This is a genomic window from Desulfuromonas sp. KJ2020, assembly GCF_024197615.1.
Taxonomy (GTDB): Bacteria; Desulfobacterota; Desulfuromonadia; order Desulfuromonadales; family SZUA-540; genus SZUA-540.
Genome location: NZ_JAKUKE010000003.1, coordinates 888,038 through 901,054, shown reverse-complemented (window position 1 = coordinate 901,054; position 13,017 = coordinate 888,038). Strand labels below are relative to the sequence as shown.

Below are 13,017 nucleotides of genomic sequence, written 5' to 3'. Positions count from 1 at the left end.
CTGCTCACTTATCCGGAAGATGTCAATCCAGCTAAGGGTAGGGAAGGTCAAATTCTTGTTCTACGGAGTTAAATGTCATCCTGATCATGGCGGTAGTGGTACTGCTGGTCTTTCCAGGAGTGCTGTTCAACACCGGTGCTGGTTCCGTGTTCGGCGTCGTCGAAGGTTTCCTAGTTGTCTCGGCCCTGTCGCCCACGCTTATTCACCGCAAGAACTGTCTGGTGATGAAACCGCTGTGGTAGCCCGAGAACTGGCGTGTACCCATAAAATTCCGCTTGTGCTCACTATGGAGGCTCCGGGCAGATTGTGCGCCCGCACCAAAGAAGCCGAATACCGCTTTCCGCAAGATTGTAAGGTGTTGTTCGGAGCGAAGCATCCATTTGTCGATTCGCTTGGCGAAGACCTGTTGCGACTCTGCGAGCACCCGGATGCCGGCGACTTTGTCCTGCTTGGGTGGCGCGATGGCATCACACCGCTCACCTTCGCCGAAGAGAACGGCGGCCACGCCGGCGCAACGCCTGAAGAGACCAATGGGTTTGCATTGCTGCCGGCGGACGCTCCCTTGGCTGAACATCAACATGCCTGTCTGCGTCCCACCGGTCTTCGCAAGGCGCGTTGCAGCATCTGCCAAAGCCGGAGCGCAAAGCTGTCGCAGCACCTGAACTTTGAGTTGCCACGACAACGGACACTCTTCGTGTCATGACCTACAATGTGCACAGTTGCATAGGCATGGACGGTAAAATTGATGCCGAACGCATCGCCCGGGTGATCGCTCGTGCCAGACAGGACGTGTGGCACTGCAGAAATTGGATGTTGGACGCTCACGCACGGCGGGCATGGACCAGGCGCACCTGATTGCCCACTATCTGGAGATGGAGTTTCATTTCCATCCCGCCCTGCACATCTGAAGAAGAACGCTATGGCGATGCCATCTTGACGCATCTGCCGCAACGCCTGGTAAAGGCTGGCCCGCTACCGGGCCTTGCCGACAAACCGCACCTGGAACCGCGTGGGGCACTCTGGGTCGCAGTCGAGCTGAACGGCAGGGAAATTCAGGTCATCAATATCCATCTGGGACTGCCTCCGCGTGAACGCGTGGAGCAAGTGATGGCTTTGCTCGGCAATGACTAACTGGCACATGAACCGTGCCGGGAACCCGTTATTCTGTGCGGCGACTTCAACGCACTGCCTTCATCGGCTGTGTACCGCCGACTCGCCGGGCGCCTCAAGGACGTACAAATCGAAGCGCAAAACCACCGCCCCAGAGGCACCTATTCCGGCCGTTTCCCGGCGGTGCGCATCGACCACATCTTTACAATCCCAGGGTTTGAAGTAACCGGCATCGAGGTCCCTAGTTCGGAGTTGGCGCGCAGCGCCTCCGATCATCTGCCCCTGATTGCCGAAATGGGCTATTCAGGTAGTACAGCGTTCTGAACCTTCAATCAGCAGCAACAGTACCCATCACTTGATGTCGATCTGCGCTTATTGCCGCCCAGCAAAAAAAATCAGGATTGGGCAGCAAAGACAGATTAAGATTTTTCTCAATATCATGTTATTATTTTTAATCTTTCAGATCCGGTAATTGATGTATAGCTTTTGGGCTTGGCAGCAAGGAGTTTTTTTATATGAATTATCCCATGTGGTATCTGCCTGAAATCGGCGGAGGGACAATGATCGCTTTGATCGCGATTATTCATGTCTTTGTTTCTCATTTCGCGGTTGGTGGCGGTCTTTACCTGGTTCTGGCCGAACGCAAGGGAATCCGGGCCAATGATCAGGGCATCCTCGACTTCACTCGCAAGCACACCAAGTTTTTTCTGCTGGTGACCATGGTTTTCGGCGGGCTGACCGGTGTGGCCATCTGGTTTATCATTTCACTGGTGCAACCTGCCGGCACCTCGTTTCTGATTCACACTTTTGTCTTCGCCTGGGCGACGGAATGGGTCTTTTTCCTGGTGGAGATTGTCGCTCTCTTCATCTACTTCTACACCTTCGGGCGCATGGATCACCGCAACCACCAGATTATCGGCTGGATTTATTTTGTTGCCGCCTGGATAAGCCTCTTCATCATCAATGGCATTATTGGTTTCATGCTTACGCCTGGAGGGTGGCTTCAGGATGGTGACTTCTGGTCAGGCTTCTTTAATCCGACCTTCTGGCCCTCGCTGTTTTTCCGCACCTTTGTCGCCTTGATGATGGCTGGCTCCTATGCTTTCGTGACCACGGCCTTTGTCAAGGATGCTTCCCTTAAACGCACCATGACAGTTTTTTCGGGCAAATGGGTGCTCGGCTCGCTGCTCGCGGCTCTGCCCAGCGGCCTCTGGTATGTGGCTGTGCTGCCGCAACCGGCCATGGCCCTGGTGAAGGGCTCCTCACCGACCATTGCCAGGGCTCTCTCCTGGGGGACCTGGGCCATCGTCGGCATCCTGATCGTCAGCCTGCTCCTCACCCTGACCAAACCGGCCCGGCACAATGGCATTTATGCCACTGTCGTCATGGTCTGCGCTTTTCTGTTTATTGGCTCTTTCGAATGGACGCGGGAGGGGGCGAGAAGACCTTATGTCATCAATGAGGTCATGTATTCCAACGGCATTTTCAAGCGGGATGTGGAGCGCCTGAACACCGAAGGTTTTCTGCAAAACGCCAAATGGGTGCGTATTCAGGAATTTCACGAGGAAAGTCTGCTTGAAATCGGTCAAGACATGTTCAAGAACCAGTGCTATGCCTGCCACACCATTGGAGGCTTTAACAACGATATTGTTCCTCGCACGGCCAATATGAGCTTTTCAGCCCTGGTCAGTTATCTGGAAACTATTCATGACCGACGCTATTTCATGCCTCCTTTTGCCGGAACTTCGGACGAGATGAGGTCCTTGGCGACTTATATTTACAGCGGCCTGCAGGGCAAATCGATGGCAGAAACGGTGGCTGTTTCAGCGGCAGCCGGCCAAATCAGCCCCGGGGAGCAGCTTTTTGCCGACAATTGCGTTTTCTGCCATGAGGCGGCATTGATCAAGACCAAGACTGCTGGCTGGTCGCGCGACCGGATTCGCCAGGGGATGGACAATCTGAGCGGGCTCAATCCGGCCATGCCCGATTTTTATGGCTCGGATAAGGAAAAAGACCAGTTGAGCGACTTTATCCTGGCCCTGAATGCGCCTGCATCCCGGGTCGTCGGGGTCGAGCATCATCCAGGCGAATCGGTCTTCGAGACGCACTGTTCCATGTGCCACAGCCTGCGAGCTGACTACAACCCGCTGCTGCCGAAAATCGACGGATGGGAACGGACTCGTCTGCGCCAGGCCCTCGACCGGCTCGATTCCCTCAATCCGGCCATGCCGCCGCTGCAGGCAAGCGAGGAGGAGAAAGACGCCTTGGCTGACTACCTTATGGAAGAATCCCGGGAGGTCCTGTGATGAGCCCACTTATTCCCACACCCGATACGCTGCCGGTGGCCTGGGGCTGGTTTCAGTTTCTTCTCCTGCTGACCCTGCCTTTTCACCTGCTGGCCATGAACGCCATGGTGGGCTCGGCCGGCCTCGCGCTCTATGCCCGATTCCGGCCAGATGAGCCTTCCCGCCAGCTGGCCCATGAACTGGCCAAAGTTCTGCCCTTTCTGGTGGCTTTCACGGTGAACTTCGGGGTGGCGCCCCTGCTGTTCAACCAGGTGCTGTACGGTCATTTTCTTTACGTCAGCTCTATTTTGATGGCCGTTTTCTGGCTGGCGGTCATCCCCCTGCTTATTCTGGCCTACTACGCGCTCTATCTCTATGACTTCCGTTTCAATGCGCTGGGCAAGGCGGGGACGATATTCTTGGCGATGTCCCTGCTTATCTTTTTTGTCATTGCCTTTATCTACACCAACAACATGACCCTGATGCTGCTACCGTCCGAGTGGGTGGCCTATTTTCAGAATGACGGCGGCACGCTCCTCAACCTGAACGACCCGACGTTGCTGCCGCGCTACCTGCATTTTATGATTGGCGCTCTGGCCGTAGGGGGACTCTTTGTGGCGCTCTTTGGCAAATGGCGTGAAAAAGGGGATGCCGCCATGGCCGCGACCGCCGTGCGCCTGGGAATGACGACCTTTACCTGGCTGACCCTGGTGCAGATACTGGTCGGGCTGTGGTTCCTGATGGCATTACCCAAAAAGGTGATGCTCATTTTCATGGGTGGCGATATGCTGGCGACGGTCATCTTTTTGGTCGCCCTTATCCTGGCCCTTGCCGTGCTGGTGACGGGGCTGAAGAAAAAGGTCTATCTTACCGCCAGCCTCGCCGTTACCCTGGTGGTTCTGATGTCCTTTATGCGCGCCTATGTGCGCATGGGTTTCCATGAACCCTATTTTTCCGTGCGGTCGCTGCTCGTCGTGCCTCAATATTCCCCCATGTGGGTGTTTTTCCTGTCTCTGGTCGCCGGACTGCTCTGTATCGGCTGGATGATCAAAAAGGTGGTTGAAATTCGATGAAGGCGAGCCCTCTCACATCATGGCAGGCGGCTTTCGCCCGGTTGACACGGTGGCTGCCGCTGATGATTCTGGTCTGCTTGATGTTGGGGCAGGTTTCGGTCGCAAGAAGCGAGGCTTTTCGGGTCATTCAGCTGCAGCATCGCTTCGCCGCAGATATCCTGCCCTTGGTGGCCCCCTTGCTCAACGAAGGAGAAAAAGCGACGGGAAGCGATTCGGTGCTGATTCTGCGCGCCTCGACTGACCGACTCGCCGAGCTCACCGACCTGATCACCACTCTGGATAGACCCCGGAAAACTTTGAAAATTAGTCTGCGGCAGGAGAGGGCGAGAGCGACAGGAGATCTCAGGGTGGGATTATACCGAGGGGGATCGGATCCACTTCAGCCAGAAGGCCAGCGAACCTTGGGGAACCGGCAACAGACCACCGAGTCGTTTCTGCGGGTTCTTGAAGGGGAAACTGGTCTGTTGATCCTGGGGCGGGAAGTCCCTTTTACGACGGCCATGGCGGTCATTGCCGGCAGGCACCGCGGGTTTTCCCGAACGGTTGAATACAAGACAGTGACGACGGGCTTCTGGGTGCGACCCCAAGTGCTGGGTCACAAGATTTTCCTGGAAGTGGCCCCCCACATGATGGCCCAGGGACCCCAGGGCGAAGAGACCCTGGAATTTCAGGAGCTCAAAACGACGGTCGAGTTGCCCCCAGGTCAGTGGGTGGATCTGAGCCAGCAACTGCAGCAGGCGGACGAGGTCAGTTCGTCCATTGTGCGTCTGCAGACGGGCCACACCCAGGGTGAGGGGCGTGTCTGGATTCGTGTTGACGATTAACTGATCAGGGAGGTTGTACATGGCTGTTGTGGAAGTAAGTATTACGCCATTGGGAACCGCTACTCCTAGTGTTTCAGTCTTTGTGGCCGGCTGTCTCGAGGTGATACGCAGCTCAGGGCTCACCTACCAGTTGACCCCGATGGGAACCGTTATCGAGGGCGACCTGGACGATATTCTGGCCGTCATCCGCCAGATGCACGAAAGCCCCTTTGAGGCTGGCGCCGTACGGGTGTCGACCCTGATTAAAATCGATGATCGGCGTGATCTGCCCCGTCATACCATGGCGGGCAAGGTGCGATCGGTGGAGGATAAACTGTAAATGCTTAAAGCCGTGATCTTTGACTTCGATGGGGTTATCGTCGACACAGAACCCCTGCATCACCGGGCCTTCATGGACGTTCTGGCCCCCTTCGGTATTTCCTGCAGCTGGCCGGAGTATCGCGAACACTATATGGGCTTCGATGACCGGGATGGCTTCCGCGCCTTTTTTGAGCGGGCGGGTAAAAAGCTGACCGACGCGGATCTGCACCATCTGATCGCCCAAAAAGCCGCTGCCTTTCGGCAGATTGCCACCCAGGGGGTCACGCCGTATCCCGGTGTCGTCGAACTCATTAAATCCTTGGCCGCCACGATGCCCGTGGCCCTGTGCAGCGGGGCCTTGCGTAGTGATATCGAGCCTATTCTGGGCAGCCTTGCCATTGCCCATCATTTCGCCGCCGTAGTGACGGCGGACGATGTCCAGCACAGCAAGCCCGATCCGGAAAGCTACCGGCTTACGGTCTTCCGCCTTAAACAGAAGGGCCTGCTTGAGGATTTTGCCACCGAGGGTATTCTTGTCATAGAAGATACGCCAGCCGGCATCGAATCTGCCCGCGGTGCCGGCCTGTCTGTCCTGGCCGTATCGAACAGCTATCCGCAATCCTTTCTTGAATCTTTGCAGGTGCCAGTCGTTTCGTCTCTGGCGAATATGACCGACCGGGACCTGGCATCGCTGGTCAGCCAAAAACTCTGACGCGCCTGGTCAGAGGGACAAGGAGGGGACCTATGTATTCCTTTTGCCACTTGTTGGAAAGGGCCCAGGAAGCAGGATCTTTGAGTCGGGGGGATTGGGAAAAAATCTATACCAGCGCCATTGTCGGTGATGTCCGGGAAGTACGAGACATGCACTCCCTGTTCACCCTGGTCTCTCTTGTAATCGCCGGCGAGGTTTCGGTGGATGGTGTGCCCCAGGCCGAAGTGATCAGACGACTCTCCGTACTGGCCTGAAATCAGCGGATGATTCCCGTTTTTTTCTTGACACCTGCAAGGTGATTTGCTATCAATACCGGGCCTTGGAGGTTGTCATCTTCAGGCAAATTTTCGGCCCCGTCGCCAAGTGGTAAGGCAGAGGTCTGCAAAACCTCCATCACCAGTTCAAATCTGGTCGGGGCCTCCAATTGAAAGCCAAGCCAGCCTTTTCGGCTGGCTTTTTTCATTGGCGTGACACATGTCTTTTTTCTCCCCCCTTATCGTCACCATTTTTATTCTGCTGGGTTCCACTGCCGGGTTTTTAGCCGGTCTTCTGGGTATTGGCGGCGGCGTCATTCTGGTTCCCCTTTTTCTCTGGGCCTTTCCTCTGGCTGGCGTCCATGAGGATATTGTTGCCCATCTGGCCTTTGGCACCAGTCTGGCCATTATCATCCCGACAGCCATCAGCAGCACCCTGATGCACCGTCGCCATGGCAACGTCAACTGGCATCAGGTGCTCTGGTTGGTGATGGGCGGCGTGTTGGGGGCCTTCGTCGGCGGTACGGCGGCCTCTTTCCTCTCCGGCCCCTGGCTTAAAGGTCTCTTCGGGCTGATGCTCATTACGGTGGCGGTGCGCATGTTTTTCGCCAAGCCCTATCTTCCGCCGGAGCGAGAGACTGGCGTACCCCGCGCTCATCTTTGTGGGGTAGGACTCGTCGGCGGCGGGTTCAGCGCTTTTTTCGGCATCGGTGGCGGGGTCGTCGCGGTGCCGCTGATGGTGATTCTTCTGCAGATGCCCGCCCATCTGGCGGTCGGCAACTCCAGTGCCCTCATCGTGGCCTCCTCGCTATTCGGGACGCTGACCTATGTGGTTCACGGTCTGGGAAATCCGCTTGTTCCTCCATATTCCCTCGGATTTGTCAGTGCTCCTGTCGCTACCCTCATTGCGCCCCTGTCCATTATTTTTGCCAGCCTCGGCGTTCGGGTTGCCCGCCGGGTGGACCATGGTAAACTCTTAAAGATTTTTGCGTTTTTGCTAATCATTATTGGCTTTAGAATGGCTTTAATCCTTCTGTTGGAACGCTAGTCCTCTTGCAGGGAGGCTTTAAATGGCTCGTCATCCCGCTGTGGCCGGGCAATTTTACCCCGGCACTCTCACCGAACTGAAAACCCTTCTCGATCGCCTGATCCCGTCAGAAGAATTTAAAACCGAGGCCTATGGGCTGGTTTCACCCCATGCCGGCTACCTCTATTCGGGGGCTATTGCCGGTAAAACCTTTTCCCAGGTCAAAATCCCCCCCAAGGTCATTATTTTGGGACCCAATCACCATGGCTACGGTCATGACGCCGCTATTTATTCCCACGGGGAATGGCAGACCCCTCTGGGGAACACGCCCGTTGCCACGGACCTTGTGCAGGAAATCCTCATAGCTGGTCCTGATTTTGCCGCCGATGAACTGGCCCATCGTTTTGAGCATTCGCTGGAAGTGCAGCTCCCCTTTATTCAGTATCTGGCCCCTGAAGCCGCCATTGTTCCCATCTGTGTCGGGCATCTGGCCTTAAATACGCTCATCGCCTTAGGAGAGGCTTTGGGGGAAGTGATCAGCCGACATGGCCGGGAGATTCTGATGGTGGCCAGTTCCGACATGACCCACTACGAGTCAGGCAAGTCGGCCCGTGAAAAGGACGCCCTGGCCATTGAGAAAATGCTGGAACTTGATCCGGTCGGACTGTATCGCACGGTCACCGATAATCGCATCAGCATGTGCGGCGTCATGCCGGTCACCCTCATGCTGATCGCTGCCCGCAAGGCCGGGGCACAAAGGGCTCGCCTCGTGGAGTACGGCAACTCGGGAGACGTCACTGGGGACCAGTCGGAGGTCGTCGGCTATGCCGGTCTCGTCATCGAACGGGACGGAGCGGCCGGATAAAAAACTTGTCAATGCATCGGAGATTACAGTATAAAAAACCGGGCCGTCTGCGTGGCGGCCCGGTTTTTTACCGTCTTGCCCCAAGGAGTTTTTCATGTCTGATCTGCGCGTTCGCTTTGCCCCCAGCCCGACGGGGTACCTGCATATTGGCGGTGCCCGTACGGCGCTTTTCAACTACCTGCTGGCCCAAAAAGAAAAGGGGACCTTCGTCTTGCGTATCGAAGATACGGACGTGGCCCGCTCCACTCAGGAATCGGTTGACGCCATCCTGCAGGCCATGGACTGGCTCGGGCTCTCCTACGACGAAGGGCCTTTTTATCAGTCGGACCGTTTCGACCTGTACAAAGAGAAGGTTCAGCAACTGCTCGATGAAGGCAAGGCCTACCGCTGCTATTGTACGGCGGAAGAGTTGGAAGCCAAGCGGGAGGCAGCGCTCAAAAGCGGGGGTAAACCCAAGTATGATGGCACCTGTCGGGACCGCCAGGATGTACCTGAAGGGCAGCCCTATGTCGTTCGCTTCCGTTCGCCCGAAGAAGGAGTCACGGAATTCAACGACCGCATCAAAGGGAAAATCAGTTTTCAGAACAACGAACTTGATGACGTCATTATTCAACGCACCGACGGGACGCCGACCTACAATTTTGTTGTGGTCGTTGATGACGCTACCATGAACATTACCCTGGTGCTGCGTGGCGATGACCATATCAACAATACGCCCCGTCAGATTCTGATGTACCAGGCCCTCGGCTATTCCGTGCCCGAATTCGGCCACGTTCCCATGATTCTGGGCGCCGACAAGAGTCGTCTGTCCAAGCGCCATGGCGCTACCTCGGTCATGGCCTACAAAGAGATGGGCTATCTGCCCGAGGCCATGGTGAATTACCTGGTACGACTGGGCTGGTCCTTTGGGGACGAGGAGATCTTTTCTTTGGCCGAACTGATCGAGAAGTTCAGCCTGGAAAATGTCGGGCGTTCCGCCGGCGTCTTCAATCCCGACAAGCTGCTGTGGCTCAACGCCCATTACATCAAGACGGGCGACCCGGTTCGCCTCGGGCAACTGCTGCAGGAGTTTCTGCAGAAGGACGGCATCGACACCGCTGCCGGCCCTGAGCTGACCGCTGTCGTCAAAACTCTGCAGGATCGCGCCAAAACGTTGGTGGAGATGGCGCAGGGGGCGGCTTTTTACTTCAAGCCGGAGGTGGAGTTTGAGCCGGCGGCGGTGGAGAAATTCCTCACCGCCGACAAGAGGCCGGTGCTCGAGTCCGTCATGCGCCACCTGGACTCCATCGACGTGTGGAATGAAACCACTATTGAAGCGGCTTTTGGGGCCGTGATGGAAGAAACCGGTCTCAAGCTCGGCAAGATCGGTCCCTCCGTCCGTGTGGCCCTGGTCGGCGGCACCACCAGCCCCGGAATCTTCGATGTTCTCGCCGTGCTGGGCAAAGAAGCCAGTCTGAAACGCCTGCAGACGGCGCTGGCCCGCCTCGGATAGGCGGTCTCAAGAGGATCTCAATCCCGATAAAAAGCCCGCCAGTTCTGAAACTGGCGGGCTTTTTTGGGTTTTACCGTTTTCCGTCGATAGCCTTGAATACCGCCGCGAAGTCTTCATCTGATAAGCCCAACTGGCGGGCTCGTTTGAAGGTTTCGTTGGCTGCGGCGGCGCTGGAGAGCGGTTGGGCGAACTTGTCACCCAAGGCGATGGCCAGGCGCAGATCCTTCTGCATGTGTTGAAGAGGGAAGCTGGTCGGATATTTTCCCTGCAGGATCATTGCACCCTTGCCGGCAAACATGGGGTTGGCCAGCGCGCCGGCCATGAAGATGTCCAGAATCTGCTGTCCGTCCAGACCGCTTTTCTGCCCGAGAGACAGCCCTTCGCAGAAGGCCGTCATCATCCCCCCCATGATCATGTTGACGACCAGTTTCATATGCGCCGCCTGACCGGTTTCACCCAGATAGGGGGAAAGCTTGCCCATCTTGTCAAAGGCGGACAGAGCCTGCTCGTAGAGGGATTGATCGCCGGCGGCCAGAATGATCAGGGTACCATCTTCGGCCGGTTTCTTGGTGCCGGAGACCGGCGCTTCGAGAAAGCGCCCGCCAGCCTGCCGAATAGCGGTCTCGATGGCCGCAGAGGTCTCGGCATCGACGGTGGACATATCGACGTAGCCACGGCCGTCACCGATGCCGGCCTGCACACCATCCGGCCCGAGAACAACCGCCGTGGCCGCGGCCGGGTCGGCCAGCATGGCGAAGGTAATATCGCAGGTCGCGGCCACTTCGCGAGGGCTGCCGGCTTGCCGAGCGCCCATTTCGACCAGCGGCGCACATTTGTTGGGAGTGCGGTTCCAGACGCTGACTTCGAATCCTGCTTTTACCAAGTTGCTCGCCATCGCTCGGCCCATGATGCCGAGCCCCAAAAAACCGTATTTCGTCATAAACTCTCCTCCTGAAGGTGCATGTTATGCCCGCCATTGTTTCGAATCAAATTTTGTTTGTCAATGTGGCAAGGTCTCGGCGATCTTCTACAATATGGGTTAGAGACGACCACCGAAGGTTTGCCATGGGAGGTATGTATGTTTCGAATCCGCCGCATTTTCGATGATATCCTGCCGGCCAACGCCGAAGCCATCCGCCAGGTCCGCCAGATTCTGCAGGATCAGTTTCCGGCCCTGCGGCCTTCCGAGATCGACAAGCTCCCCGATCTGCTTAAAAACCCGCTGAAGCATCGCTTCAAATCCATCCTCTATATTGCAGAAAATTTCAAAGGTCTGGTTAAGGGTTTTGCGCTCCTTTCTTTTGAACCGGAACTGCGGTTCTGTTACCTCGATTACATCTCGACCGCCAAAAATATTACTGGCGGGGGCATCGGCGGCGCTCTTTACGAGCGTCTGCGGGAGGAGGCCCAGCTTTTAGGGGCTGTCGGCATCTTCTTCGAATGTTTGCCTGACGATCCGGCTCTGTGCCAGGATCCCGCTATTCTCAAGCAGAATCGGGCCCGGCTGAAATTCTATGAAAAGTATGGAGCGTTTCCCATTGTCGGCACCGCCTATGAGACGCCTGTAAAGGATGGGGACGACAACCCGCCGTACCTGGTGTTTGACCCTCTCGGCCGAAAAGTTGAATTGGCCAGGGACCCTGCCCGGAAAATCGTCAGGGCGATTTTGGAAAATCGCTATGGGGATCTGTGTTCTCCCGAGTATATCCTCAAGGTCGTCGAGTCCATTCAGGATGACCCGGTTCGTCTGCGCGCTCCCCGCTACCTCAAAATGGAGGGGATAGTCCAGTCTATTCAGAAAACGGGTCTGGATCATCGGCATGTGGCGCTGGTGGTCAACGACCGTCACGAGATTCACCACGTGCGTGAACGGGGCTACGTCGAGGCGCCGGTGCGAATTCGCAGTATTTTGAAAGAACTCGAGCGTCTGCCGATTTTTAACGCCGTTACCCCGAAAGAATATCCCGAAAAGCATATTCTGGCCGTACACGATCCGGATTACGTCCGCTATTTCAGGCGGGTCTGTGCCCAGCTTGAGGCGGGGAAATCAGTTTATCCCTATGTCTTTCCCATCCGCAATGTCGCCCGTCCTCCCAAAGAGCTGGCCGTGCGCGCCGGTTATTACTGCATCGACACTTTCACTCCGCTAAATCAGAACGCCTATCTGGCCGCAAAGCGGGCCGTCGATTGCGCCTTGACTGCGGCGGATCATCTGCTGGCCGGCAACCGGCTGGCCTATGCCCTGGTGCGTCCTCCCGGACATCACGCGGAATTCCGCTCTTTCGGGGGATTCTGTTATTTCAACAATGCCGCCGTGGCCGCCCATTATCTCTCCCGTTTTGGCCGGGTGGCGATTCTCGATGTGGATTATCATCACGGCAACGGGCAGCAGAATATCTTCTATAGCCGTCGCGATGTGCTGACCCTGTCGATTCACGGTCACCCCAGCTTCGCCTATCCGTATTTCAGCGGTTTTGAGGAAGAGACAGGCGAGGGGGCAGGGGAGGGGTTCAATCTAAACATGCCGCTGCCGGAGGCGGTCGATAGCGAGAGGTATCTCAGGACTCTGGCCAGAGCGCTTAAAAAAATCGCCTATTATGCGCCTGACTTTCTGGTCGTCTGCCTCGGGCTGGATACAGCCAAAGGCGATCCCACCGGCACCTGGACCCTGAATGCGGCTGATTTTTCGCAAGTCGGGCAGATGATTGGTCGACTGCGGCTACAGACGGTGGTTATCCAGGAAGGGGGGTATCGCAACCGGGTGCTGGGCATCAATTGCCGATCCTTTTTTACCGGTCTGTGGCATGGGTTTTACCCTGACGCCAAAAACTAGGAGTCACGTTTTGGATTTTGGTTTTTTATTGATGTTTCGGGAGTCCGCAAAGCAATTTAAGTGTTTGAAATTAAACAAATAAAAATGACTCAAAAATTTTGTTTGACAGAAAAATTACGGAGGCGTATATGCAATTCAAAGTGATCTGTTTCAGGCGGGCCGGCGCAAGACGAACAAGCTAAAAAAGAAACCCCTTTTTATAGCCCCAGCCCCAGGCCATCCCGTCCCAGGAAGCAGATGTT

Annotated in this window: 13 protein-coding genes, 1 tRNA gene and 1 pseudogene; 14 read left to right on the top strand and 1 reads right to left on the bottom strand. The window is 56.2% G+C overall.

Annotation, left to right across the window (positions count from 1 at the left end; genetic code table 11):
* Positions 1-86: 86 nt before the first annotated feature.
* The 13 genes and pseudogenes from MJO47_RS12615 to gltX all read left to right on the top strand — a co-directional run bounded on the left by MJO47_RS12615 (position 87) and on the right by gltX (position 9,942).
* Positions 87-242 (top strand): hypothetical protein, encoded by a 156-nt coding sequence (locus MJO47_RS12615; protein ID WP_253961473.1) that lies wholly within the window; start codon positions 87-89, stop codon positions 240-242.
* A gap of 62 nt (positions 243-304) precedes the next feature.
* Positions 305-703 carry a hypothetical protein gene (locus MJO47_RS12610; protein ID WP_253961472.1) on the top strand — a complete coding sequence of 133 codons (399 nt, stop codon included), beginning with the start codon at positions 305-307 and terminating at the stop codon, positions 701-703.
* Positions 700-1,434: pseudogene (locus MJO47_RS15665) on the top strand (endonuclease/exonuclease/phosphatase family protein). Before MJO47_RS12610 ends, MJO47_RS15665 begins: the two are co-directional and overlap by 4 nt.
* A 191-nt stretch (positions 1,435-1,625) precedes the next feature.
* Positions 1,626-3,416, top strand: a complete 1,791-nt coding sequence (locus tag MJO47_RS12595; RefSeq protein WP_253961469.1) for a c-type cytochrome — start codon at positions 1,626-1,628, stop codon at positions 3,414-3,416.
* Positions 3,416-4,468, top strand: a complete 1,053-nt coding sequence (locus MJO47_RS12590) for a hypothetical protein (protein ID WP_253961468.1) — start codon at positions 3,416-3,418, stop codon at positions 4,466-4,468. The genes MJO47_RS12595 and MJO47_RS12590 overlap by 1 nt, the downstream gene beginning before the upstream one ends.
* Complete coding sequence (locus MJO47_RS12585) at positions 4,465-5,292, top strand: hypothetical protein (RefSeq protein ID WP_253961467.1); 828 nt, start codon at positions 4,465-4,467, stop codon at positions 5,290-5,292. Before MJO47_RS12590 ends, MJO47_RS12585 begins: the two co-directional genes overlap by 4 nt.
* Positions 5,293-5,311: 19 nt before the next feature.
* Positions 5,312-5,611, top strand: a complete 300-nt coding sequence (locus tag MJO47_RS12580) for an MTH1187 family thiamine-binding protein (protein WP_253961466.1) — start codon at positions 5,312-5,314, stop codon at positions 5,609-5,611.
* On the top strand, positions 5,612-6,304 hold the full coding sequence (locus MJO47_RS12575; RefSeq protein ID WP_253961465.1) for an HAD family phosphatase: 693 nt from the start codon (positions 5,612-5,614) through the stop codon (positions 6,302-6,304).
* 32 nt (positions 6,305-6,336) lie between these two features.
* Positions 6,337-6,558: a hypothetical protein gene (locus MJO47_RS12570; RefSeq protein WP_253961464.1), complete on the top strand. Its 222-nt coding sequence runs from the start codon at positions 6,337-6,339 to the stop codon at positions 6,556-6,558.
* Between the two features lie 95 nt (positions 6,559-6,653).
* Positions 6,654-6,727, top strand: a tRNA-Cys gene (locus MJO47_RS12565).
* A 51-nt stretch (positions 6,728-6,778) separates the two neighbouring features.
* Entirely contained in the window at positions 6,779-7,606 is an 828-nt protein-coding gene (locus MJO47_RS12560; RefSeq protein ID WP_253961463.1) for a sulfite exporter TauE/SafE family protein, read from the top strand.
* Between the two features lie 22 nt (positions 7,607-7,628).
* A complete protein-coding gene (amrB, locus tag MJO47_RS12555) occupies positions 7,629-8,450 on the top strand; it encodes an AmmeMemoRadiSam system protein B (protein ID WP_253961462.1) in 822 nt (273 codons plus the stop codon).
* Between the two features lie 94 nt (positions 8,451-8,544).
* Positions 8,545-9,942: a glutamate--tRNA ligase gene (gltX, locus tag MJO47_RS12550; RefSeq protein WP_253961461.1), complete on the top strand. Its 1,398-nt coding sequence runs from the start codon at positions 8,545-8,547 to the stop codon at positions 9,940-9,942.
* A 70-nt stretch (positions 9,943-10,012) separates the two neighbouring features.
* Here gltX and MJO47_RS12545 read toward each other — a convergent pair whose 3' ends face one another.
* On the bottom strand, positions 10,013-10,882 hold the full coding sequence (locus MJO47_RS12545) for an NAD(P)-dependent oxidoreductase (protein ID WP_253961460.1): 870 nt from the start codon (positions 10,880-10,882) through the stop codon (positions 10,013-10,015).
* A gap of 138 nt (positions 10,883-11,020) precedes the next feature.
* On the opposite strand from MJO47_RS12545, the gene MJO47_RS12540 reads away from it, so the two are divergent.
* Entirely contained in the window at positions 11,021-12,775 is a 1,755-nt protein-coding gene (locus MJO47_RS12540; protein WP_253961459.1) for a histone deacetylase family protein, read from the top strand.
* The last annotated feature ends 242 nt before the right edge of the window (positions 12,776-13,017 follow it).